Raw genomic sequence first — 21,264 nt, forward strand, 5'->3', positions numbered from 1 at the left:
CCCCTCCCTCAGGCCGCCACGCGATCGACCGGCCGCAGCCGCATGGGCTTGCCGCCAGGCGGATGCCGGGGGCCGTCGTCCAGCGCGCAGAGCGCCTCCAGGATGTCGTCGATGGAGACCGGCGCTTTCAGTCCCTCGGGCGCCCGCAGCGAGGGGCAGGATGCGATCGCGGAGGCGTCCGAGGCCCACGAAGCCAGAATGGCGCGCTTCTCGGACAAGCCGAGGGCCGGGTGGGAGACCACGTCCCGGGGATGTTCGAACACCGTACCGGGGTGGATGATGGCGTCGAGATCGACAACGTTGTCGTGAAGAGCGGTCGTCGGCCGCATGGCGTCCTCCATTTCCAAGACGAGTTCAAGGGAATGGCCGCGCGGGCTTGCCCGCGCGGCTGGTAGTTGATCCGCAGAACGCGGGCCTCAGGCCGCCCTGGATTCGATCTGCGTGACGTTGCTCGGCGCGGTACCGTTGATCGCGATGCGACGCGGCTTCATCGCCTCGGGAATCTCCCGCTGCAGGTCGATAACCAGCAGGCCGTTCTCGAAGCTGGCGCCCTTGACCTCGACGTGGTCGGCGAGCGTGAACTGCCGCTTGAAGTTGCGGGCCGAGATGCCGCGGTGCAGGAAGGTCTTGCCGTCCTTCTCGCTCTTGTGGCCTTCGAGCGTCAGCACGTTCTGCTCGACCGTCAGCGCGACCTCCTCCGGCGTAAAACCGGCGAGCGCGACCGAGATCTGGAAGCGGTTCTCGTCGAGGCGTTCGATGTTGTAGGGGGGATAGCCTTCCTCACCCGCGCGCTGGGCGGCTTCGGCGAGGTCGAAGAGGCGGTCGAAGCCGATGGCCGACCGGAACAGGGGCGAAAAATCAACAGTGCGCATAGCCAGATCCTCCTGGGAGCAAAATGGTTACGAGCGGCACCGGACACGACCGGTGCCCGTCTCAGTGGCGGGACCCGAACGGCATCCCGATCGTCGTACGACGACGCCGAAAAAATTTGGAAGCCAGAGAAAAGTTTCAAGACCCGCGGACAATTTTTTGCACGAGAAATCGCAATGGTTAACGCGGACGGGTTGGCCTACTCCCGGGCCTTCCGAAGCGCCGCCCTAAGCCGCTCCCTTTCCCTCTCCCACCGGTCGTCTTCGGCCTGCGCCTGCTTTTCGAACGCCTCGATGCCGGACCTGATGGAAGCCGCCTTGTCCTCGTGCTCCCGCTCGGCGGCATCAAGGGCAGCCTGCGCTTTCGCCGTCGCCGTCTCGCGCCGCTCCCGCTGCTTTTCGCGGGCGGCCTCTTCGCGCCGGCGCTGCATCTCTTGACGCTTCCGCTCCCTCTCGAATGCGGCAGCGGCCTTTCGAGCGTCGCCTTCGCCGATCCTCGGTCCGTCCTTCTTTGCCGGCTTCGACCTTGGCTTCTCGCGTTTGGCGCCACTTTCGGCCGAGCCGAGATCGGAGGGCAGGTCGGAATGCTCCGCAAAACGCCCGCTCGACCCGGCCGGACGCTTGAGCACCACGCCCGGTTTCGACATGGTCGCCGAGACCACGTCGGGATCCTCGGTCTGTTTAGCGAAGCCCTGGTGAAAGAGATTGCTGCCGGCACCCCAAGCTTCCAGAGCCGCCTTCATCGAGGGCGCAGCGACCGCGAGGTCGTAGAAGCCCAACGAGGTCTGGAACGTCTTGAGCTTCCGCGGCATGGCCAGTCAAAGCTCGCCGTCTATCGGCGAGCCACCCAGACACCTAGCAGGAAGGCGACGAACAGCGACTGCAACGGAGCCTTTACGGTTATCTCGCGTAGCCGGTCGGCCCAGGCGGCCGCATCCGATGGAGACGACTGCCGACGCGCCGTCGCATCCGCAGCGGCCTCTCTCGCTTCGCGCGCCAGCTTCGCGCCGGCAGGGTCGTCGACAAGCCCGGAGGCGTCGGTCATGGCCGATGTTTCCTTCATGTCCATGCGGCTCTCCTCATCTCGATCAGGCGGACCTGCGCTGCGGCTTGGCCGCCGGCTTCTTCCCCGACGCTTCCTTCGCCGGCTTCTTGCCGGTAATCGGCATCAGCATTTCCTTTTGCCCGGCCGCCGCCTTTTTTGCTTTCTTCTTGGCAGGTTTGTCGGACGCCGCGGTCCGGGCCGCCGCGCCGCCCACGCTCTTGCGCAACGCGTCCATCAGATCGACGACGTTCTCGCCCTTCGGCCGTTCCTTCGGACGGATGACCTTGCCGGCCCGCTTCTGGTTGATTAGGTCCACCAGTGCGGTCTCGTAGTGATCCTCGAATTTGTCCGGCTCGAAGTTGCCTGCCTTCTGATTCACGATGTGTTTGGCCAAGTCCAGCATGTCCTTCGTGACTTTGACGTCCTGGATGTCGTCGAAATACTCGGCTGGGTCTCGCACTTCGTAGGGATACCGCAACAGCGTGCCGATCAGGCCCTTGTCGCGCGCTTCGAGGGCGATGATGTGCTCGCGGTTGGTCAGCACGACCCGGCCGATCGCGACCTTGTCCATCTCGCGGATGGTCTCGCGGATCACGGCGAAGGCGTCGTGCCCGACCTTGCCGTCCGGACGTAGGTAATAGGGGCGGATCAGGTAGCGCGGGTCGATGTCGGTCCTGTCGACGAACTCGTCGATCTCGATGGTGCGCGTGGACTCCAGCGCGATCTCGTCGAGCTCCTCCTTGGAGACCTCGATGTACTGGCCCTTCTCGAGCTCGTACCCCTTGACGATGTCCTCGTTCGGCACCTCGTCGCCGGTGTCGGCGTCGACCTTCAGGTACTTGATCCGATGGCCGGTCGTCCGGTTCAGCTGGTTGAACGAGATCTTCTCGCTCTCCGACGTCGCCGGATAGAGCGCGACCGGACAGGTCACCAGGGACAGTCGCAGGAAGCCTTTCCAGTTCGCTCGGGGGGCCATGGCGGACGCAACACTCCTCGGTACACAGGGCTTGGATTCAAGACGAACGAAGGAGGCCGGTTCCGACACGACCGACGGCGATCCCCGAGATTCATTCCCGACCGGGACTCGACTCTGCAATCGTTCTTGTTATGTTCTGTTTTCATGTCCAGTCACCCCGCCAGTTGGCGCTTCCCCACCAGGCAGCAGATGCAGAAACTCGCCTCCTCATCCGCGACCGGCAGGAAACGGTCGCCCACGCCGGCCGTAGGACCGGCAGACGAGCTGCCGCCCGAATACTGGCAGTCCCTGCTGGATGACCCGCGAGCCGAAAGCCGGCCAGCCCCTTCCGGAGCGGCGCAGCGGCTGGACCAAATTCCCAGCCACCTGCTGCGGGTCGGGTGTCGCCGCTGCGGCAGGACCGTCGAGATCCAGAAGGCCGATGCCGCTCGCCTCTACGGACCGGACGCACTCTGGAAGACCGTCGGCCAACGATTGCTGGACAACACCTGCACGCAAAGGACGGGCCGTCATGAGGAAGACGGCTGCTGGCCGACGTTCGAATAGCCACGGGCGCCGCAGAGACTGGATGCTGCCATGGCGCCGAAGCACCACCCGACCCCGCTTTCCGGAGGCGATCGCAAGGCGCTCGCCAAGGAGCTCGGCCGCGCCCGCGCGATGACCACGATCCTCGCCGCTCAGTCGGCCGAGACCCGAACCAAGGGGGAAGCTCTCATCAAGCAAGCCGACCGGCTCCTGTGCGAAAGCTGGAACGAACGCATGTGGGCCGACGGCGGCCCGATCGACCCGTCGCCGACCGTCGACCAGGCTCTCAACGGCAGCTATCCATGGCTTGAGATCGAGTGCTCCCGCTGCAAGTCCAAGCGGGACGTCGATCTGGCGGCGCTGCACCACCCACCGACGACGTTCGTCCACGACCTGGCGAGCCGCCTCCGCTGCAGCAAGTGCGCCAAGGCCGGTCGCCGCCCGCCGGCGACGCTGCTACAGCTGTCGCAGCGAGCCCGCCATCCCGATCCGGAAACCTGAATGTGCAACCTCTACTCGATCACCACCAACCAGGCGGCCATCAGCGCCCTGTTCCGCGTGGTCAACCGGTACGTCGGCAACCTCCCGCCGATGCCCGGCGTGTTTCCGGACTACAAGGCCCCGATCGTCCGGAACGGCGCCGAAGGCCGCGAGCTCGCGCTTGCCCGCTGGGGCATGCCGTCGTCGTCGAAGGCGCTGATGGACGCGACGAAGAAGCGCGCCGAGAAGCTGCAGGCCAAGGGCAAGACCGTCGATTTCAAGGAGCTGCTGCGGATGGAGCCGGACAGCGGCACCACCAACATCCGGAACGTGAAGTCGAAGCATTGGACCCGCTGGCTCGGCATCGAGAACCGCTGCGTGGTCCCGTTCAATTCGTTCAGCGAGTTCAACAAGGCCGAAGGCGGCGACATCTGGTTCGCGCGCGACGAGACCCGCCCCCTCCTCTGCTTCGCCGGCATCTGGGCCAACTGGACGTCGGTCCGGAAGGTCAAGGAAGGCGAGACCACCAACGATCTCTACGCATTCCTGACGACAGAGCCCAACGCCGAGGTCGGCGGCGTCCATCCGAAGGCGATGCCCGTGATCCTGACGACGCCCGAAGAGGTCGAGACCTGGATGACAGCGCCGGCCGACGAGGCACTCAAGCTGCAGCGGCCGCTTCCGGACGGAGCGCTAAAAATCGTTGCTCGCGGCGTCAAGGAGGACGCGAACGACGAACACGCAGCGCAATTACGCGGGCATCATGTTCGATAGAACGTAGGGGGTGCGGGCCGATGCGCCAACATTTCGATGACGCGGCTGTCGTTGCAGAGCCTTTGGTAACAGCCGTCCGCCATACCTAGCAGGGTCTTGCGGCGGCTTTCAGTCGCAAGGTCCATCCCGAGGTCGGACGTCTGCTCGGCGGACGGCTCTTCGTCGAATCTGAGATAGCGACCGCCCAGTTGGTGCTTGAGCATGAAGTCTACCAGCTGCTGCTGCGAAGAGATGATCGTCGACGGCAGTCGATTGTTCTTCAGCCAATCCCTCTGCCCGAACTCCCGCCCGGCCGATGTCGGCAGCGAGAACTTGCTGGTGGTCGTACCGATGCTCAGTATCGAGACGTCCTCAATCTTCTGGTCGAGAAACTGGATGGCCTCGTGCAGCGCGCAAAGGTCGGGGGCGTTGGCGACCACGCCGCCATCGACGAAGTGACTGTTCCCGATTTCGGCCATCGGAAAGTACAGCGGTGCCGCCGACGTAGCCATGGCGATGTCCACGGCGTTCAGTTTGTGGTCCGTCATGAACTTGGGATTGTGCGCAGTCTTGAACATCTGGACGCTTCCCTTCGTCATATTGACCGTCGGGATAAGCACGCGCGTCTTGGCGTCGCCGAGCTTGGCGTCGGCGCCCAGCACGCCCTCGATCTTGGTTCTAAGCACCGTTCCGTCGTACTTGGGATGGCTCCATTCAAACAACCAGGCGAGTTTCCGGGCGGCCCAGGACGTCGGGACTTCGCCCCGGGGGAATATCTCCTCGCCGTGCTTGAGGAACATGTCCCGGATGGTCTCGGCCTTCTTTCCCATCGCCAAGCCCAAGGCGATGATTCCGCCGGCTGACGTGCCGGCGATGAGGTCGAAGCATTGGTGCAGCGGGCACCCGGCCTGCTCTTCCAACCTCGCCAGGATCGAACTTGTAAACAGCCCCCTGAAGCCGCCGCCGCTTAGTGCAAGTATCTGGAATGCCAACGTAATACCCCACTTAAAGGTCGCGCCTGGCCGATCTGGACTTCCGGTTGAAGGCAGGTCTACTAGAAAATGTTCGTCGTATGTTCTATATTACTCCAGCGACTCAAGCTAGAGCGCTTAACGCGGTGGTTGTGCGACTGGAGGCGTTGTCCCCGTCTAGATCTCCCTCGCTTCGATAAGGAGATCGTCTTGGCAAACGTCTCGAAACTGCTTCACGCGTCCGGCGACGATGCGTCCTTCCTGAAGAATCTGAACATCTCGGCCGCCGATCGCGCCAGCCTCATGGAAGCGCGGGAGACGATCAGGAACTGCTTGCGCCGGACTTTCGCGACGCTGACGAAGCAGGAGCTCGGCGTGACGGTCCATCCGCGGTTCTTCACACAGGGCAGTTACGCCTACCACACGATCAACGATCCGTGCTGGACGCCGCCTCAGCAGATGGATTTGGACGACGGCGCGTACCTTCCGATGACGTTCGTGAAGGGCGAGCAGCGGCCGTCGGTCGCGGCGGGCGCGTTCTTCAAGGTGGTCGACGCGGCGCTGGAGAAGCTGGCTAAAGAGGAAGGCTGGAAATTCGCCAGGAAGCCGACCTGCGCGAGGCTCGTGATCTCGTCCAACGCCCACGTCGACGTACCGCTTTACGCGATTCCGGATGCGGAATTCGAGAAGCTTGAAAAACAGATGCGGACGTTCGACGGAATGGCCCGCGACGCGGCGCGCGCGGACAGCGTCGACCGGTGGGAAGAATTGCCTTCGGACTGCGTGCTGCTCGCCCATCGCGAGAAGGACTGGATCTCGTCGGACCCGCGCAAGATCCACGACTGGTTCCGTGAGGCCATCAAGATCTACGACCAGGTCTTGAGGCGTGCTTGCCGTTATCTGAAGGCGTGGCGCGATCACCATCGCCCGCATCTCGACGATGTGTCGTCGATCCTGCTCATGGTGTGCGCGTTCGAAGCCTTCGAGGAAATCGGTCGTGCCAATGTTCCCGGACGAGACGATCTCGCGCTTTTGCGGATCGTGGAGCGCCTTCCTCGCCTGCTGGCCGGCCCGGTCTATAACCCGAGCGATCGCGAGGAACGCGTCGACGCGAGGCTTACGGACGCAAGCCGCCGTGTCGCCATCGAGATGGCCGAGAAGCTCGATGTCGAGCTCACCTCCATCATCGAAAAATGCTTCGACCCCGATGATGCGGTGGAGAGACTGACCGCTTTGTTCGGCGACCGCATTCCCGATCGGGTCGATCTGGTCGACGTGAGCAAGGCCGCGCGCGCCGAGGTCCGGTCGCATGACCCCAGGATCACTTCCGCGCCCATGGTCGGCAAATCGACCAGTGCCTGATCGCCGCGACTACGCGATCAAACGCATTCACGACGCTTTCCGCCAGCGTGGTTTTCGTCGCGATTTCTCGCGTCGCGGGCTTCACTACGAGGGCCTCCTTGACGAGACCGACCTCAGGGTCCCGGCGGTCGTATCCGTGGGAGATCTCGATTTCATTCATCCGCCCGTCATCCGCCTGACCGACCCCGAAGCGGGATCGAAAGGGCAGGTGCCGCACGTGCTCAGATCGGATGGCACCTTTTGCTACCTCGACAGGAAGAGCGTGGTGCTCGACCGCTACCGCCCCGCCGAGACCATCATCCAATGCCTCGATCGGGCCGACGAGGTGCTGCGGGACGCGGTGAGGGGCCGCTTGGTCGACGACTTGGCCGAAGAGTTCGGCGCATACTGGGCCGACGGCGAAGTGCTGGTCGATCTGCCGTCGACTTTCGAAGGCGACGCGAAGATCTACGTTCTCAGATTGGACGCCAATCCGGAACACAAGACAATCCTCGTCGCGCGCGAAAAGTCGCGTTTCGCTTCGCTTCATAGGCGCAACACCGGCCGCGACCCCGACGCCGGCATACTCTGCCCCGTGATCGTCGTGCCGCCGGTCTCTTTCGACCCGCAGCTGCCATGGCCGCCCAAAGATCTCGCGGAGCTCAACGAATGGCTGAGAAAGATGGCGCCCAACGCGCTGGGATCCATCGAAGCGGCGTTCGCCAGAACGAAGGATCTGCACATGCAATGGGTCTGCCTTTCTGCGCCGAACGGCAGGTTCTTCGTTTCGGCCGAGATCGCGAAGCCATACCAGACCCCCGAGATCCTCAAGAACCGCCGCGCCAGCATCTCGCGGACGCTTCGGCTGGTCCCGACGGCGGTCGTCATTTCGGGCTACGTCGGCATACCGGTCGATGAATGTTACGTTTTCTCGAGGAATCTTGTTCACATGAAGAACCTGGCGGGACGACGCATTTTGCTGATCGGATGCGGGACAGTCGGCGGATTTCTCGCCCAGCACCTTGCCCAGAGCGGTGCCGGCGCCGAGGGAGGAAAGCTGATGTTGGCGGACAACGACGAGCTAAAGGGTGCAAATCTGGGTCGTCATCTCCTGGGAGCACCCTACCTCGGGTGGAACAAGGCCGAAGCCTGCGCCGACTTTCTCCGGCAGCAGCTTCCTCATCTCGAGATCGGAAGCAGTTCAAACTCGATCATGAAGCAGATCGACATCCTCGGGCGGTACGATCTCTGCATCGACGCCACCGGCGAGGAAGCGGTGTCGATCGCGCTCAACGACCATGCGGTCAGGAAGCGACCGGGCTTCCCGCCCATGCTGCACATCTGGCTTGAGGGAAACGGCGCTGCCGCCGTCGGCTTCATGTCGCACGATCCGGAATTGGCCTGCTTCAAGTGCCTGAAGGTCGAGCTCGCCGGCGAGAAGAGATTCCGCCTGCTCCGCGATGGCGTCGTGGTCGAGACCGGCCGCAATCTGGCCTGTGGCGATGCGCACTTCATTCCGTTCCCGGTCTCGCGCGCGGCGAGTGCCGCCGGCCTCGCCTGCGACATGGTTCTTGACTGGGCGAACGGCGACCAGCGTCACTGCTGGCGATCGGTCACTCTGGATCACCGTCGGGCGAACGAGATCAAGGACGGCAATCCGAAGCGGATCCTTCATTGTCCCGCCTGCGGTAGCGCTGCTGCATGATCTTTCTGGTGAAAGGCCGGCTCGCGACGCTGGCCGATGCCGTCGTGAAGGAAATGACCCGGTTCGCGATCCCGCCGGAATCGAGCCGCGAGGCGGGCGGCATCCTTCTCGGCCACTATCGCGGGCCGCACGTAGAGATACTGAGGTGCACGACCCCGATGCCAAGCGACCGTCGCACACGCTTCGGATTCGTGCGACAAGACAAGGGACATCAGGATGTCGCGACCAAAGAGTGGCAGGCAAGCGGAGGAGCCATCAATTTCGTCGGAGAGTGGCATACGCATCCGGAGCGGCATCCGACGCCTTCGTGGGTGGACCGCCGATCGTGGCGCAGGCAGATGGCCAGGCCCGAACGAGACCCTTTGGTCTTCATCATCGTCGGCAGCGCGGCGGTTTACTGCGAATTCGGCGTCGACGGAAAGCTGACCGCCATGGGCAGGGTGAGCCATTAGGACATCCGCTTCTCCGGCCGCATCAAACGGCCGTTCTATATCCGGGAGCTCAATCCGCAGGCGGTTTCAGCGGACTGTCCACCCACCTGCGAGCGGCGGGGTCGTGCAACGGATCGTCGTCGCAAACGGTACAGACATAGCGCTCCCCGCCGGGGCGCCCCTCGCTCTTGACGAGTTTCATCGGCCTTCCGCAGGCCGGACACGCCTTCCGGATCGGGTGCAGCAATGCCATCTCGAATTTCCCTGCCGCCGGCAGCTTAGGCCTGCCGCAGGCGCCGGCAGAAGCGCACGCTGGAAAATCTACAGCGCCGCCGTCACGGCATGCGCCGCTTGACTCTCCGATCGCGGACTACTCAACTCCACCGAGCGATGTCGTTGGGGGTGCGCTGTGGAGCAGGAATTCTACCGGGGTCTCGCGCAAAGGGTCCGGACCATTGCCGAAAGGGCCGACCCGTTCACCCGGCGGCGCCTCATGGACCTGGCGAAGCGGTATGATGCGAAGGGCGGCCAGGCGTCGCGAGCCTTTCCGCCAGAGCGCCCCCTTCCCCTACCGCGCACGACGCCCCCAACCTCGATCTTCTCCGGGCCCGGCGAGGCCTGACACGCGAGCGGCGGAGTCGCCGGTCACGCCGCCGATTCCTCTTCGAGCGCCACGTCGTCTTCCGTCAGCTTCGTTTCGAGGCGCAGACTGCTCACCTTGGCGCTGCGATGGCTGAATCGGCTGCCCCGCATCAGGACGAACTTGAACCTGCCGGCGATCAGCATCTGCAGGATCGGCGTCAGCGCGTCCCACGGGATTCCGATGTTGCCCAAGATCGCGTCCTGCGTGACGTGGAGCGACCCCAAGGCGATGGGGTGCAAGTCCCTGCGCCGCTCCTGTTCCAGGTCGGACGAGGGGAGCAGCGAGATCTCCGCCCTATCGGTCTTCTGCCCCGTCGGCCGCAGGAGCCGGCCCCTGATCTGCAAGTGACGGAATTCGTCGTACGGGTCGATCGGCTGCCGCTCGCTGTTGAGCGAAAACGAGTATCCCCAATCCCAGTCCTCGATCGCCACGACGTAGTCGACGATCTCCTCACGCGGCTTGCGCCGACGCTTCTTCTTCGCTGACCCGGTCGGCTTCGGTTCGGCGGCCATCGCCCGTAATCCGTGGAAAAAGCCACGCTATCCGAGTCGGTCGCCGAGTCGAAGCCGCTTAAGTCGGTTCAGCAGCGCACTGACACGTTCGCTCAAGCGCAAAGAGGTCGACCTGGAAATCCCAATTGCCGGACCTTGCCCGATCTCGGCGCTGATCGGCCGCGACCCAAGCCGCTCTCCCGAAGGTTGCGTGAGACGTCATGGACCAACTACAATCCAAATCCAACGCCGCACCGAGACATGCCCCGGGGGTCGATCTTGTTCTATCTCATCAAGCTACCCGAGGAGGCCGCGGGCTACGTCAACCTCTCGATCGCCTCCGACTGGCCGATCTGGATCCGTAATTGCCTTCCGGCGGGTCTCCATAACGAAGTGCAGCGACGACTGATTTCCAATATCAAGCACGTTCTCGTCGCACTGGAAATGAAGGCCGGACTGATTTTTCCCCATGCAAAGCAAGGCAGACTGCTGTTCGAGTCCTACTTCCACATGCTCAACTTCGAATTCTGCGTCGGTGTGTTTTCGGTATGCGAAGGTCTGGGCTCGGCGCATTGGCTGAGAGAAAACGGCAAAGACGGATCCGACGCCGATAAGATCGGCATCAAAGATTGGCGATCATCACTTCAAAGAAAATTCGACGCAGAAGCGAAATTCGATCTCGACGCCAACGTCGGGACCGTGAAGAGCGTCAGAGACAAGCTTCACCAAGATTGTCTGGGAGCGCGGGAAAACATCGACTGGCATGCCTTTTCGTACAAAGAGGCATTCGTGCCGGCGGCAAGCGTGATGAAATGCCTGCTCAGCACGAATTCCGCCGATGTTCCTGGGGTGACGAACCTGAACGCCGAGTAGCCCCTCTGCAGACCGCAGCTTCCGAACGGAACGCGATGGATCGTGGAACGGGGTGCAAAGGAAGATCAGGTCGGGTAGACGAAGCTCATGACCGACATCCGCGAGACCCTCAGAGCCCAACCGCTGCGGATCGGAATTTCGACCCGAGCCCTCTTCAATCTCGAAGAGGAGCACGCCGTGTTCGAGAGCCAAGGGGTCGAGGCCTACTCGAAGCTGCAGCTCGAGCGGGAGGACACCCTCATCGGGAAAGGACCCGGATACGAAGTCGTGGATCGGCTCCTGCGGCTTAACGAGCCGGATCAAAAGCCCTACGTCGAGGTCTTCCTTCTCTCGCGCAATTCACCCGACCTTTCCCTGCGGGCGTTCAACTCCATCGACCATTACGGGCTCGGAATAAAGGCCGGCAGCTTCACCAGCGGCCGGTCGCTCGGCCCCTTCATCTCCGCCTGGGAACTCGACCTTTTCCTGTCCAACGAAATCGCAGACGTGCAGGCGGCGATCGAGGCCGGGGCCGCAGCAGCGAAGCTGGGCACGGCTCCCGAGGCGCGCCAAGAGGATCCCAGCGACGAAGTTCGTATTGCTTTCGACGGGGACGCCGTCGTGTTCAGCGCCGAATCCGACGAGCTCTTCAAAAATCAAGGACTGCAGGCCTTTCTGAAACACGAGCGGGAGAACGCGAAAACGCCGATGTCCGGCGGACCGTTCGGCAAATTCCTACGAAAACTCTCGATCCTCCGTCAGATATTCATGAACGACCGCGGCGTCAGCAGAGTGCGAATTGCCATCGTCACGGCACGCAATGCGCCCGCCCACGCCCGCGTGGTGCACACGTTGCGCGACTGGGGGACGCCGGCCGACGAAGCGCATTTCGTGGGCGTGCGTCCCAAGGGACCGATCCTGAAGGCCCTGGGCGCACATATCTTTTTCGATGACCAGATCAAGCACGTCCTCAGCGCATCCGGGGTCGTGCCGTCCGGCCACGTTCCCGGGCCGCATGATCCCGACGAGCCGATCATTCCGGCGGGCCTCTAGCGGCTCAAGAGCCGGGGTCCGGAGGTACCAAGCCTTCGCTGACAACTGTTCGGCGATTGACGGCGCTGGCGACATCTCGCTCTCACTTGCCCGGCAGACCTGTTGTGACGTAAATGCCATTGATGCTGCTTCCCGACCCGCCACAACTACACGGCACCCTTAACCGCCTTGAGCATTATCGAGTCGCCGAACGTCTTGGCGTCATCGCCGCGTCAGCCGACGAGCACGCGAGCCAAGCGAAGTCCTTGCTGCAGGTTCTCCTCGACGAAACTGAATTCGAAACCGCGATATACGCCTCGCTTTTTGACCGATCGTTCGCCGATGCAAAGGGCTTGCGAGCACGCCGATCGGAGGTCGGCGCGCGAGGACACCAAAAGCGGATCACCGTGACTGCCCGCATGACCTCGCCCGGTGACCTGTCCGTTCGAATAGTCCCCCACCGCTACTTTGGCCGCGGGAAATGGGGCTGGGCAAGAGAATGGCGTCAAAATTCCTTTAGCCGCGAGCCACACGGTTACCGAGGACGTCCGGCTGACGAACTTCTGTTCCTCCGAGGCTGTACTGCTCTCACCAAAGATCTCAGCGGGGGATTTCGGCTGCGCGGCCGGAACGATGACCTTGACGAGATCCGGCGCCTCCACGCTCAAGTGATCGTATTGCGATTCTGGAAGGCCGTCTTGCGCTTGGCATTCCACTTCGATGTCGCTGTCGAAAGTTACCCAGCCATAGCGGCGGATGGCCCCCCGCGTGCACCAGCTCTGGACGTGATCGACGCCGTCGACGCTCACCGCCAACATACCAAGGCGCTCTTCGAGGCCTTCGAGACGACGACCGGGCACCCTCCGGACCGCGTTTGGGAGATCTGTGCAAGCCATCGCTCTCAGCGCGATCATTTCCATCTCGACGAGGCGGCAAGGACTCTTAACCGGACCGGACGCATCCGTCTGACGCCTGCGCAAATCGAGCGAGCGTTTGGCCTGCTGCGGACAGCGGTCGATTTGGACATCTACGCACCGCCGGCCAGCATCTCCGACTACGCACCGCTGATCAAACGAGCTCAAGTTCAATCGCAGCGGCCGTTCAAGATGAGCGTCGTCCAACCGCCAAAGGGGCCGGCACCGTCCGGCGAGTTGTCCTATGCTGGAATGAGAACGTTTCCCATCGAGCAGCCCCTGGCAGACGAACTAGGCGTCACGTCCACCGAGCAACTGGTCGCAAAACTCAACGAAATCTGGAGATCACGCGGCGAACGGTTGCTGCCCCAAGGCAGTTATCCGGTCAACAAGACTTTGCTGGCAAGGGTGGTGAAGCTCTACCGGAGTGAGCTGAAAGCCGTCGACGTTCCGAGCGCACAAATCCCGACATCTCGCAGTTCTTAACCGCTCCCGAGCCGGTCCCGAGCCGGAAATCCGCTACGCAACGGCGCCAGCGGCCGCAGCTACCCTGCGGAGCACGGCGAGCCGCCCTTGCTGTTCAACCATGTCGGTGGCCAGCTTCTCGAATTCGGCCCGATCCATGCGGGCGAACTCCGACCACCAGGGGGCGGCGTACCGCTCGAAAAGCCGCTCGTCGAAGACCAGCTTGAACTGCGGCTAGACAACCTCGTTCTCGCGCACGCGGTCGCTCAGCAGAGGCACGGCGCCGGCAGCCTCGGCGATGGCGCCGGCGCGCGAGGCTTCGTCGTCTATGGCCTGGCGTATCTTCTCCTCCATGAAGTACCCGAGCGCTTGATGGAAAAGGCCCACCAGGCGGCGACGGCTGCCAGGATCAACGACTGGCTCACCTCGCTGGGTCTTAAGCCTCCGGACTGAAACGACCGGCTACCGTCAATTATCGCATTTGGTAAAGACGGAACCGCACAATCCTCGGGCCGTTCGGGTTGCATTGCTTTCGAGGACATTGTGGAGCCGGTCGTGCGCATAGCTGCCCTCCCGACGGGAAATCGGCAACGTCCGATGGGACCCGGTCCTCTTCCTGGTCGCAATCGCAATCGATCAGCTCAAGAATTTACGCGTTGAGGTCCGGCGATAGCCTCCGAGCTTGCGTCAAGGCAGAGACGACACTGCCCAAAGCCCCTTTCGCGAACAACAACCGTGAGGAGCGGAGGCACTCATTGATGAGCACAATAATCGCACGTGACAGACACAGGCTTCAGACATAGCAGATCGCGTTTTTCTGTTACCGAAAGAATTAAGCGCTGCATTGCGGCTTGCAGGCATCCCGCCGATAGTTACCGTAGGCATTCAGCCTGGAGAAAGAGATGACTGACTACATCATGGATAACGTCGCCCTCGCGCAGGTACGCGGGGCCGTCCTCCGGCTCGCGAACGGCATGGAGGACAAGCTCGCCGAACACGACCCCAATTTCCGTGCAGCGCTCGCGAGCGAGACCGGCTGGAACCTGTTCGAGCTGCTCAAGATCGGCGCGGTGTGCGCCTTCATCAAAGGCATCGACATAAACGCTCCCAGCCATGACGCGGCCGTCGTCCTGACGGGACTCGCCAACCGCGGTCTTTTGCTCGAAGACGCGCCAACTCCCTCGCCATAATAGCTGTGCGACGCTGTACGGCCGCAAGCAGCCAGGTCTACTGGTCGGCTTGCGGTTGGCGGTCCGCAATACAAAAGAGCTTAAGAGCGACGCTCTTCGCATTTTCTTCGATGTTGGAAGTTTAGTCGTCGCCGTCGCCGAGGTAGCGATTTCGCGCCCTTGGAGGATCTGACCTGCCCCTGAGTATTTCCTCCAGAAGGAGTTAGAGTCCGCCCCGAAGAAGGACGGACAGATGAAGCGAGGTCACTCACACGCAAATACGAATATGCACATTGTTTGGGATGCGGCGCACACAGCAAACATCGGCCTCAACGGGGTGCAGCTTTCCGGCTTCGTGCTGGGGCAGGATTACTACCTGATTTGGGCTACCAAAAAAAAACGAGCCGACCATCCGCTGCGGCCGGCTCGCGAAAAACCACGCCGGATTCCTGAATTCATTGAGCGACTTACAGGACCGAGTCGTTCTAAAAACGAAAAACGCCAAATCGAGTCGTTCTAAAAGTCAAAATCGAGTCGCTCTAAAAATGCGGGGTCGTGCAATCTCAACGAGATAGCCGAGTCGTTCTAAAAGTGCCCCCACACTTCGGGCTACGCGTGGCGCAGCCACGCGGAGAACGAGGGCGAAGCGTGGTGTCCGGCGTAGCTGGAGCAAAGCGGAAGCGAAGACGGACTGTTGCAGCGAGTTCCGGCTAATTGCCACCGCCGGACTCACGCCATCAGTTGCGCCCTATTGAACAGCAGGAGAATTTCATGACCAGTGAAAAAGGCCCGAACATCAAGAAGAAGCAGAAATGCAAGAATTGCGAGGGCAAAGGTTTGCTCAAGAAGGGCGACAAGGTGGTGAAGTGCCAGCGTTGCAAAGGCACGGGCGTGCGGTGATGTTGGGTCGATAACCTCTGGAGCGCAGCGGAAGCGAATACGGACTGTTGTCCCGAACTCCAGCACCCGCACTGCCGCATCGCGCGACATCGTCGACATGCGGGCGCTTCCAGACTGCGCGCCAAGGATCATCGCGCGCGCCATGAAGGAAGATGCGGCGTCAACCACCTGGCTTTCACCCGATCTCCTTCCACCACCGCCAGGTTGAGGCCATGGCCAGCAGGCCGAGCGCGCCGGTTACGGCCGTGGCGTTGTGGGAGCCGATCCGGTCGGCAAGCCAACCCAGCCAGAAGAAGCCGATCGGACCGATGCCGATGCAGACGGTCAGGACACCAAGCAGGCGCGAGCGCATGTCCGGCGGTGAAGCAAGATAAACCAGCGTCGCCTGCATGGTCCCGAAGCCGGCGCCGCCCACGCCTGTGAGGAGCAAAGCCGCGCCGGCCAACACCGGGCTTTGCGTCAGCGCGAACATCACGACCATGAGCATGTAACAGAGGACGCCGCCAATATAGGCCCGGCCGTACCAGTTCGGGGTGAGCCACAGCGCAAGCACGAGAGCGGCCACGAAGGCGCCGATCCCGTCCATGGTCGCCAGCAGGCCGACACCCTCCGGGCCCAGATGCAGGCGATCGCGCCCGATGACCGGGATCATGCTGGTGAACGGCCAGGCGAAGACATTGTAGATCGCGGTCACGATCAGGACTCCGCGCACGCGCTTGTTGCCGTGCGCCCAGGCGATCCCCTCGGCGATGCGCGCCAGCACGGGCCCCGGCTGCGTGGTGTGAGCGGTATGCGCGCGGACCGTCAGAACAGTCAACAGCGCCGCGCAGTACATCAGTGTGCTCAGGCACAGGACGCCCTGGAGACCGGCGCCAGCGAGCAGGATGCCGCCGATCACCGGGCCAACCATGCGGCTTGCATTGCTGGCGCCCACGTCGAGCGACATGGCCAGGCTCATTTTATCGCGGCCAACAGCGTCGCCCATCATCACGCGCCGCACCGGATTGTCGGTGCACCAGCCGCAGCCGTTGACGAAGCTTGCGAACGCGAGATGCCAGACCTCGAGCCGTCCGGTCATATCCAGAATTGCGAGAACTGCGGAGGTAGCGGCCATCATCAGCACGACGACGAACAGCATTCGGCCACGGTCGACGCGTTCCGCGAGCGCGCCGAGAAACACGCCGAACAGCCCCATCGGAAGCAGACGGAGCATGGTCATCATCGCGACGAGAAACGCAGATTCAGTGCGCTGGTAGACGACAACCCCGACCGCGACGGTTTCGACCCAGCGTACGGTGGCGACGATCAGGCCGATCCACCACAAACGCCAGAAGTCCGGTGCATCGATGATCCGCCGGAACGGCAATTTGGTCACGGGATGGCTGCCTCGCGGGTGTTCTTCGCCCTTTGCCTCCACTATCGGGAGCCTGCGGCCTTAAACAAGCTCTTTTCGGGAAGGGCCCCAAGCGTTCTGCGCAGGCGCTGCGGAAGACGTGGACGGCGCTTCGCACGTGCTCGGCAATTTGTTCGCCCGTCGGGCTTCACGGCAGGCGGCCGGCATCCGGATACGTCAGCGGAGTGCCCTTCGACCAGACCTTCGCACCAGCCCGCTTGCCTTAACAAAAGTGGTTACTCAATCATTGACGTTCCCAGGATTCCCCGCGCCGTAGTCTCTTCGCGCTGAAGCACGCGACTGCGCAGGCATTCGAACTACTAATCGAGCATCTCCCGATCGCGCATCGCAGGCCGCATTTGTCTCTCGTTCACGCACCGCGGTTCATTAACGACGCAGCGCGAATTGGCTTCTGAAGAAGGCCATCTTTGATAAATTCCGGCTACGAGCACGGGGGCAAATCCAGGCCGGCCACGCGCCTGACAGGACGCTTCCCCTGGACAGCGAATTCAGTCGCACGGTTGGACATGAACCCGTTCACCGGCGAGGAGAGACGAGATGCAGGTGAGATCCGCGCTTCAGATCAATTTGCATCCGCTCGACGTGCGCCATGCGGTCCATACGCTGCCGCACCAGATCGACGTGTGGGGCGATCAGGTCGATCGTATCGTCTTCACCGTCGACACAAGGCAGAGCAAGAGCGGCCGCTACACCGGCAACGCTTACGAGGAGAACCGGCGGCGCCTGTTCGCACTGCTGGAGGCCATCGCGCGGACGTCGCCGAAGGCGGAGATTTCCGAGGTGGATTATTCGCCGGCGGCGCTCGAGGCCGTGCGGCAGCGCTATTTCTCGACCAGCCGCGCCTATCCGGAAAAGGCCTTTGATGGCGGGCCGTTCCATGCCTATTTCTACGGTCTCCTGAAGACCAACGCGGACTACGTGGTGCATATGGACAGCGACATGCTGTTCGGCGGCGGCAGCCGGGCCTGGCTGGAGGAGGCGATCGGCTGGCTGAAGACGACGCCGGATGCGCTGTTCGCCGGACCACTTCCCGGTCCGCCCCGCGCTGACGGCGCACTCGGCGATCTGCATGGAGGCTTCCCGGGGCTATCAGGCGTCCAGCCGCCCGAGCGGCTCGCCGCCGCCTACCCGGCCTACCGCTTTCGCACCGTGAGCACGCGTATCTTCGTGCTCGATCAGGTCAGGTTCGATGCATCGGTCGGGGCGCTGGAGCTGGTGCGGCCGAATCTCCGGCGCCGGATCCGCGCAAAATTGTTTCACCAGTCGCCGCTAACGATGCCGGCCGAGGAGATCATTTCCGCGGCCATGATGCGCAAGCGGCTTTCACGCATCGATTTTCTCGGTTCGGGCGCTGGGCTCTACTCGCTGCACCCGCCGTATCGCACCGACGCTTTCTATCGGGAACTGCCGCAGCTGATCGCGCGCATCGTGGCCGGTGCGATACCGGACGCCCAGCGGGGCGACTATGACGTCAATTCAAGCATGTTCGACTGGACCGAGGCGCTTCGGCAAAAGACCGTCGGCCGCCGCCTTGCCCGCGCCGCACGTACAATGATGTCGAGCTGAGTACCGCAGTTCGTGCCGCGGCAGTTGGTCCCGGCGCGCTCGCCTCATCTGCGCGGCGGAGCGCGACAAGCGCGGAACTCCGGCACCGAACTGACGCCCGGCAAGATCCAGATGCGGCTGGAACCGGGCATCGCAGGAACGTCGAAAGCTGCGCGCCGTTGGTTGGTCCTCGAAACTGGAGGATAGACATGAGGATCATTCCTGGCATCGGCATTATCGCCGCGGCGATCGCGGTGACTGCAATAGCGTCCCCGAGCTTCGCTCAAGGCCCGGGTCCCTGCACAAGCTCAGGCAACATGGCCGTCGGCGCCGAAGGTCCCGCCATGAGCGGCGGTCAGTTGATGGCCGGCGTTGGAAATTGTCGCCACCGCCACACGAGGTGGCGCGATAGCTACGGCTACTATCGGGCGCCGGCCCGCGCCCATTATGATCGTGACTATTACGACCGCAGATATGACGGTCCGGGTGTCACGGTCGGCGTAGGCCCCGGTCGCTATTGAAAAAGAGAAGAGGCCGCCATCGAGGCGGCCTCTTTCGTTGAATCATCCGTGCGCCAGATTTATTTCGTGCTGTTCAAGGTCCTGTTTGTCGAGGAGTGAAGCTTTCCGTTCACACCGGCATGCGCGCCCGCCGAACCGACCGTCGAGTTCGCGGTCCCGTTCAGGCTCTTGTGGCGTCCGTTCAGGCCTGCATTGGCCGAGGAATGGAGCGTGCCGTTGGTACCTGTCGCGGCGCCCTTCGAGCCGATCGTCGCGTTCGCCGTTCCATTCACCGACTGGGCGGAAGCAGCACAGCCAAAGCTCAACGCGAGTGCGCCGGAAAGAATGATCGTCGTGATTTTCATGCCTCGTCCTTTGCGTCAACGCCCCAGTGCAGAACAACATCCACGTCCCGACGTTCCGGGAACCTACATGTATTTCCCGATTTCGAAATCGTCCTGACTTCAAATTCGTTCGCGTGAGTTCCCACTATTTGCCACGATGTCCCGTGATGGAACCGACTAAACATTGGTTAAGTCGAATTTCGATTTTGGCGGACATCACTGTGGCGCGGCAGTTACAGCCAATACGTGCTGAACTGGTTACGTATCTTTCAGGGCAGGGACTTCTCGAGATCACTTGGGGTAAATTGAATGAACAAGCTTTTGGCTTCAGCCTCTTTCGGCGCATTGCTCCTGGCGGCAACGTCAGCTTCTGCTGCCGATCTCGCCGCGCGTCCCTACACCAAAGCGCCACCGGCCGCGATCGCCACCGTCTACGACTGGAGCGGCTTCTACATCGGCATCAACGGCGGCTGGGGTGAGTCCCACGATCGGCGCGTGTTCGATCCCACCGCGACGCTCGTCGGCAGCTACGATGCAAACGGCGGCACCGTCGGCGGTCAGATCGGCTATCGCTGGCAGAGCGCGGGCTGGGTGTTCGGCCTTGAAGCTCAAGGCAACTGGGCCGACATCTCCGGCAGCACGGCTGCGCTGGTGGTGCCGCCGCCGGGCGACACCGTCCGCTCCAAGATGGACGCGTTCGGCCTGTTCACGGGCCAGGTGGGTTACGCCTGGAACAACGTCCTGCTCTACGTGAAGGGCGGTGCTGCGATCACCGATCGCAATTACCAGTTCCTCACGGCCGGCGTTGTGACCGCCGAAACCGGCTCCAGCACGCGGCTCGGCGGAACGGTCGGCGCCGGCCTCGAGTTCTCGTTCGCACACAACTGGTCGCTCGGCGTCGAGTACGACCACATCTTCGAGAGCCGTCACGCAGCGACCTTCAACGTCCCGGGCGGTGTCGCTCTGGCCGGCTTCAGCACCGGCGGTGACACCGATCTCATCCTTGGTCGTCTGAACTATCGGTTCGGCGGCCCGGTCGTCGCCCGGTACTGAGCGAACATCTATTCCGCTCACAGCTTAAAGCCCCGCTCTGCGGGGCTTTTTGTTGATGCGCACCCAGCGATGGAAGCTGCACGGTCACGAATAGAGCACGCGCCCGACGGCATGAAGGATGCTCACGGTTAGTCCCGACATACAGAGCGCCGTGCCGAGATCCGCCAGATAGAGCAGATGATATCGTTCCTCGTCGTCCAGCTCCGCCAGCACCTTGCGCATCGTCCCTCTCCCGTTTCTTCCGGGAAAACGCGATTCGGAACGTCGTGTTCCCTGCAACGACGGACGCGACGAAACATTTCCGCGTGCGGCGGCGCGTCCGGAGATTTGCGTATTTTTCCCGAAATAGGAACCCGTGCTCTGCCCTGCCGTTGGCGAGCGGGAATATGTCCCGGAGGAGAGAGAAGCCATGAAGTTCGCAAGCAAGATTGCAGCCGCTGCCGTTGGGCTCGGATTTCTGACCATCGGCGCGGTGAGTGCGTCCGCCGCCATCGCATGTACCGGCAATGTGTGCTGGCACGCCCACGAGGCCTACAGCTATCCGCCGGCGGCGAAGGTCATCGTGCACGAGGATAACTGGAAATGGGGACCGACGGAAAAGTTCAGCTTCCGTGAGCACGAAGGCCGCGGATACTGGCGCGACGACAAGTGGGTCACCTGGTAAAGGCGATCACATCGAAAGGGCCGTCGATCGACGGCTCTTTCTTTTTTGAAGACACAAGAGCGCGCGACGTCTGTTTTCCGACGCGACGCTCGCACCGACGTCGTCGCCTCCCGCGAGCGTCGTATCATCGGGGAGACCGGTTGACCCCGATCCTCACGTGAGACTAGGGCCCCGTCGTCATC

At 62.6% G+C, this 21,264-nt stretch carries 28 protein-coding genes; 17 read left to right on the forward strand and 11 right to left on the reverse strand.

All coding sequences use genetic code 11. The features are described 5' to 3' along the window. Positions 1-8: 8 nt before the first annotated feature. The 5 genes from JQ631_RS28665 to ku all read right to left on the reverse strand — a co-directional run bounded on the left by JQ631_RS28665 (position 9) and on the right by ku (position 2,890). Positions 9-329, reverse strand: coding sequence for a hypothetical protein (locus tag JQ631_RS28665; RefSeq protein WP_212332635.1), 321 nt, complete (start codon positions 327-329; stop codon positions 9-11). An 87-nt stretch (positions 330-416) separates the two neighbouring features. Continuing rightward, positions 417-872 (reverse strand): Hsp20 family protein, encoded by a 456-nt coding sequence (locus JQ631_RS28670; RefSeq protein WP_212332636.1) that lies wholly within the window; start codon positions 870-872, stop codon positions 417-419. Between the two features lie 197 nt (positions 873-1,069). Next, positions 1,070-1,681 (reverse strand): cell envelope biogenesis protein TolA, encoded by a 612-nt coding sequence (locus tag JQ631_RS28675; RefSeq protein WP_212332637.1) that lies wholly within the window; start codon positions 1,679-1,681, stop codon positions 1,070-1,072. 20 nt (positions 1,682-1,701) lie between these two features. Next, positions 1,702-1,938 (reverse strand): hypothetical protein, encoded by a 237-nt coding sequence (locus tag JQ631_RS28680; protein WP_212332638.1) that lies wholly within the window; start codon positions 1,936-1,938, stop codon positions 1,702-1,704. Positions 1,939-1,957: 19 nt separating this feature from the next. Further along, positions 1,958-2,890 (reverse strand): non-homologous end joining protein Ku, encoded by a 933-nt coding sequence (gene ku, locus JQ631_RS28685; RefSeq protein WP_212332639.1) that lies wholly within the window; start codon positions 2,888-2,890, stop codon positions 1,958-1,960. A 144-nt stretch (positions 2,891-3,034) separates the two neighbouring features. Here ku and JQ631_RS28690 point away from each other — a divergent pair, with 144 nt between their 5' ends. From JQ631_RS28690 to JQ631_RS28700, 3 genes are read left to right on the forward strand one after another with little or no spacing between them, the layout of a single operon-like run. Continuing rightward, on the forward strand, positions 3,035-3,436 hold the full coding sequence (locus tag JQ631_RS28690) for a hypothetical protein (protein ID WP_212332640.1): 402 nt from the start codon (positions 3,035-3,037) through the stop codon (positions 3,434-3,436). Positions 3,437-3,466: 30 nt separating this feature from the next. Further along, positions 3,467-3,916, forward strand: a complete 450-nt coding sequence (locus tag JQ631_RS28695; RefSeq protein ID WP_212332642.1) for a hypothetical protein — start codon at positions 3,467-3,469, stop codon at positions 3,914-3,916. Continuing rightward, the gene (locus JQ631_RS28700) at positions 3,917-4,669 is read left to right on the forward strand and encodes an SOS response-associated peptidase (protein WP_212332644.1); all 753 of its coding nucleotides are present in this window, start codon (positions 3,917-3,919) and stop codon (positions 4,667-4,669) included. Here JQ631_RS28700 and JQ631_RS28705 read toward each other — a convergent pair. Further along, a complete protein-coding gene (locus tag JQ631_RS28705) occupies positions 4,657-5,640 on the reverse strand; it encodes a CBASS cGAMP-activated phospholipase (RefSeq protein WP_212332646.1) in 984 nt (327 codons plus the stop codon). The two genes, JQ631_RS28700 and JQ631_RS28705, sit on opposite strands and share 13 nt — an antisense overlap. Positions 5,641-5,709: 69 nt before the next feature. Between JQ631_RS28705 and JQ631_RS28710 the strand changes: the two genes are divergently transcribed. From JQ631_RS28710 to JQ631_RS32410, 4 genes are all read left to right on the forward strand, one after another. Continuing rightward, on the forward strand, positions 5,710-6,981 hold the full coding sequence (locus JQ631_RS28710) for a CBASS cGAMP synthase (protein ID WP_283841827.1): 1,272 nt from the start codon (positions 5,710-5,712) through the stop codon (positions 6,979-6,981). Next, positions 6,974-8,665, forward strand: a complete 1,692-nt coding sequence (locus JQ631_RS28715) for a ThiF family adenylyltransferase (protein WP_212332650.1) — start codon at positions 6,974-6,976, stop codon at positions 8,663-8,665. The genes JQ631_RS28710 and JQ631_RS28715 overlap by 8 nt, the downstream gene beginning before the upstream one ends. Next, the gene (locus tag JQ631_RS28720; protein WP_212332653.1) at positions 8,662-9,117 is read left to right on the forward strand and encodes a Mov34/MPN/PAD-1 family protein; all 456 of its coding nucleotides are present in this window, start codon (positions 8,662-8,664) and stop codon (positions 9,115-9,117) included. The genes JQ631_RS28715 and JQ631_RS28720 overlap by 4 nt, the downstream gene beginning before the upstream one ends. A gap of 388 nt (positions 9,118-9,505) precedes the next feature. Continuing rightward, entirely contained in the window at positions 9,506-9,718 is a 213-nt protein-coding gene (locus JQ631_RS32410; RefSeq protein WP_349645028.1) for a hypothetical protein, read from the forward strand. Positions 9,719-9,741: 23 nt separating this feature from the next. Here JQ631_RS32410 and JQ631_RS28725 read toward each other — a convergent pair whose 3' ends face one another. Continuing rightward, on the reverse strand, positions 9,742-10,251 hold the full coding sequence (locus JQ631_RS28725; protein ID WP_212332655.1) for a hypothetical protein: 510 nt from the start codon (positions 10,249-10,251) through the stop codon (positions 9,742-9,744). A 258-nt stretch (positions 10,252-10,509) separates the two neighbouring features. Between JQ631_RS28725 and JQ631_RS28730 the strand changes: the two genes are divergently transcribed. From JQ631_RS28730 to JQ631_RS28755, 6 genes are all read left to right on the forward strand, one after another. Next, positions 10,510-11,103: a hypothetical protein gene (locus JQ631_RS28730; RefSeq protein ID WP_212332658.1), complete on the forward strand. Its 594-nt coding sequence runs from the start codon at positions 10,510-10,512 to the stop codon at positions 11,101-11,103. An 87-nt stretch (positions 11,104-11,190) separates the two neighbouring features. Beyond that, positions 11,191-12,135, forward strand: a complete 945-nt coding sequence (locus JQ631_RS28735; RefSeq protein WP_212332660.1) for a 5'-nucleotidase — start codon at positions 11,191-11,193, stop codon at positions 12,133-12,135. Between the two features lie 113 nt (positions 12,136-12,248). After that, a complete protein-coding gene (locus tag JQ631_RS28740) occupies positions 12,249-13,514 on the forward strand; it encodes a hypothetical protein (RefSeq protein WP_212332662.1) in 1,266 nt (421 codons plus the stop codon). Positions 13,515-13,601: 87 nt separating this feature from the next. Continuing rightward, positions 13,602-13,946, forward strand: a complete 345-nt coding sequence (locus tag JQ631_RS28745) for a hypothetical protein (RefSeq protein WP_212332664.1) — start codon at positions 13,602-13,604, stop codon at positions 13,944-13,946. Positions 13,947-14,395: 449 nt separating this feature from the next. Then, positions 14,396-14,683 carry a hypothetical protein gene (locus JQ631_RS28750; protein WP_212332666.1) on the forward strand — a complete coding sequence of 96 codons (288 nt, stop codon included), beginning with the start codon at positions 14,396-14,398 and terminating at the stop codon, positions 14,681-14,683. A gap of 232 nt (positions 14,684-14,915) precedes the next feature. Then, positions 14,916-15,182, forward strand: a complete 267-nt coding sequence (locus tag JQ631_RS28755) for a hypothetical protein (RefSeq protein ID WP_212332668.1) — start codon at positions 14,916-14,918, stop codon at positions 15,180-15,182. Positions 15,183-15,391: 209 nt separating this feature from the next. Here the strand turns inward: JQ631_RS28755 and JQ631_RS28760 are convergent, their stop codons facing one another. Together JQ631_RS28760 and JQ631_RS28765 are read right to left on the reverse strand one after the other, a co-directional pair. Beyond that, complete coding sequence (locus JQ631_RS28760; protein WP_212332670.1) at positions 15,392-15,730, reverse strand: hypothetical protein; 339 nt, start codon at positions 15,728-15,730, stop codon at positions 15,392-15,394. A gap of 7 nt (positions 15,731-15,737) precedes the next feature. Further along, complete coding sequence (locus JQ631_RS28765) at positions 15,738-16,937, reverse strand: MFS transporter (RefSeq protein ID WP_212332672.1); 1,200 nt, start codon at positions 16,935-16,937, stop codon at positions 15,738-15,740. Between the two features lie 576 nt (positions 16,938-17,513). On the opposite strand from JQ631_RS28765, the gene JQ631_RS28770 reads away from it, so the two are divergent. Together JQ631_RS28770 and JQ631_RS28775 are read left to right on the forward strand one after the other, a co-directional pair. Then, positions 17,514-18,542 carry a glycosyltransferase family 2 protein gene (locus JQ631_RS28770; protein ID WP_212332674.1) on the forward strand — a complete coding sequence of 343 codons (1,029 nt, stop codon included), beginning with the start codon at positions 17,514-17,516 and terminating at the stop codon, positions 18,540-18,542. Positions 18,543-18,730: 188 nt separating this feature from the next. Continuing rightward, entirely contained in the window at positions 18,731-19,042 is a 312-nt protein-coding gene (locus JQ631_RS28775; protein WP_212332676.1) for a hypothetical protein, read from the forward strand. A gap of 59 nt (positions 19,043-19,101) precedes the next feature. On the opposite strand, the gene JQ631_RS28780 is transcribed toward JQ631_RS28775, so the two are convergent. Then, entirely contained in the window at positions 19,102-19,386 is a 285-nt protein-coding gene (locus tag JQ631_RS28780) for a hypothetical protein (RefSeq protein WP_212332678.1), read from the reverse strand. Between the two features lie 288 nt (positions 19,387-19,674). On the opposite strand from JQ631_RS28780, the gene JQ631_RS28785 reads away from it, so the two are divergent. Then, positions 19,675-20,418: an outer membrane protein gene (locus JQ631_RS28785; RefSeq protein ID WP_212332680.1), complete on the forward strand. Its 744-nt coding sequence runs from the start codon at positions 19,675-19,677 to the stop codon at positions 20,416-20,418. An 84-nt stretch (positions 20,419-20,502) separates the two neighbouring features. On the opposite strand, the gene JQ631_RS28790 is transcribed toward JQ631_RS28785, so the two are convergent. Further along, complete coding sequence (locus tag JQ631_RS28790; RefSeq protein ID WP_212332682.1) at positions 20,503-20,640, reverse strand: hypothetical protein; 138 nt, start codon at positions 20,638-20,640, stop codon at positions 20,503-20,505. A 187-nt stretch (positions 20,641-20,827) separates the two neighbouring features. On the opposite strand from JQ631_RS28790, the gene JQ631_RS28795 reads away from it, so the two are divergent. After that, complete coding sequence (locus JQ631_RS28795) at positions 20,828-21,082, forward strand: hypothetical protein (protein WP_212332684.1); 255 nt, start codon at positions 20,828-20,830, stop codon at positions 21,080-21,082. The last annotated feature ends 182 nt before the right edge of the window (positions 21,083-21,264 follow it).

This window comes from Bradyrhizobium manausense (genome assembly GCF_018131105.1).
Taxonomy (GTDB): domain Bacteria; phylum Pseudomonadota; class Alphaproteobacteria; order Rhizobiales; family Xanthobacteraceae; genus Bradyrhizobium; species Bradyrhizobium manausense_B.

Bases quoted from the DNA above. Each gene is read 5' to 3' on its own strand.
- JQ631_RS28665 (WP_212332635.1), bottom strand. From the start codon at position 329: ATGCGGCCGACGACCGCTCTTCACGACAACGTTGTCGATCTCGACGCC.
- JQ631_RS28670 (WP_212332636.1), bottom strand. From the start codon at position 872: ATGCGCACTGTTGATTTTTCGCCCCTGTTCCGGTCGGCCATCGGCTTC.
- JQ631_RS28675 (WP_212332637.1), bottom strand. From the start codon at position 1,681: ATGCCGCGGAAGCTCAAGACGTTCCAGACCTCGTTGGGCTTCTACGAC.
- JQ631_RS28680 (WP_212332638.1), bottom strand. From the start codon at position 1,938: ATGGACATGAAGGAAACATCGGCCATGACCGACGCCTCCGGGCTTGTC.
- ku (WP_212332639.1), bottom strand. From the start codon at position 2,890: ATGGCCCCCCGAGCGAACTGGAAAGGCTTCCTGCGACTGTCCCTGGTG.
- JQ631_RS28690 (WP_212332640.1), top strand. From the start codon at position 3,035: ATGTCCAGTCACCCCGCCAGTTGGCGCTTCCCCACCAGGCAGCAGATG.
- JQ631_RS28695 (WP_212332642.1), top strand. From the start codon at position 3,467: ATGGCGCCGAAGCACCACCCGACCCCGCTTTCCGGAGGCGATCGCAAG.
- JQ631_RS28700 (WP_212332644.1), top strand. From the start codon at position 3,917: ATGTGCAACCTCTACTCGATCACCACCAACCAGGCGGCCATCAGCGCC.
- JQ631_RS28710 (WP_283841827.1), top strand. From the start codon at position 5,710: ATGTTCGTCGTATGTTCTATATTACTCCAGCGACTCAAGCTAGAGCGC.
- JQ631_RS28720 (WP_212332653.1), top strand. From the start codon at position 8,662: ATGATCTTTCTGGTGAAAGGCCGGCTCGCGACGCTGGCCGATGCCGTC.
- JQ631_RS28725 (WP_212332655.1), bottom strand. From the start codon at position 10,251: ATGGCCGCCGAACCGAAGCCGACCGGGTCAGCGAAGAAGAAGCGTCGG.
- JQ631_RS28735 (WP_212332660.1), top strand. From the start codon at position 11,191: ATGACCGACATCCGCGAGACCCTCAGAGCCCAACCGCTGCGGATCGGA.
- JQ631_RS28740 (WP_212332662.1), top strand. From the start codon at position 12,249: ATGCCATTGATGCTGCTTCCCGACCCGCCACAACTACACGGCACCCTT.
- JQ631_RS28750 (WP_212332666.1), top strand. From the start codon at position 14,396: ATGACTGACTACATCATGGATAACGTCGCCCTCGCGCAGGTACGCGGG.
- JQ631_RS28755 (WP_212332668.1), top strand. From the start codon at position 14,916: ATGAAGCGAGGTCACTCACACGCAAATACGAATATGCACATTGTTTGG.
- JQ631_RS28770 (WP_212332674.1), top strand. From the start codon at position 17,514: ATGCAGGTGAGATCCGCGCTTCAGATCAATTTGCATCCGCTCGACGTG.
- JQ631_RS28775 (WP_212332676.1), top strand. From the start codon at position 18,731: ATGAGGATCATTCCTGGCATCGGCATTATCGCCGCGGCGATCGCGGTG.
- JQ631_RS28780 (WP_212332678.1), bottom strand. From the start codon at position 19,386: ATGAAAATCACGACGATCATTCTTTCCGGCGCACTCGCGTTGAGCTTT.
- JQ631_RS28785 (WP_212332680.1), top strand. From the start codon at position 19,675: ATGAACAAGCTTTTGGCTTCAGCCTCTTTCGGCGCATTGCTCCTGGCG.
- JQ631_RS28790 (WP_212332682.1), bottom strand. From the start codon at position 20,640: ATGCGCAAGGTGCTGGCGGAGCTGGACGACGAGGAACGATATCATCTG.
- JQ631_RS28795 (WP_212332684.1), top strand. From the start codon at position 20,828: ATGAAGTTCGCAAGCAAGATTGCAGCCGCTGCCGTTGGGCTCGGATTT.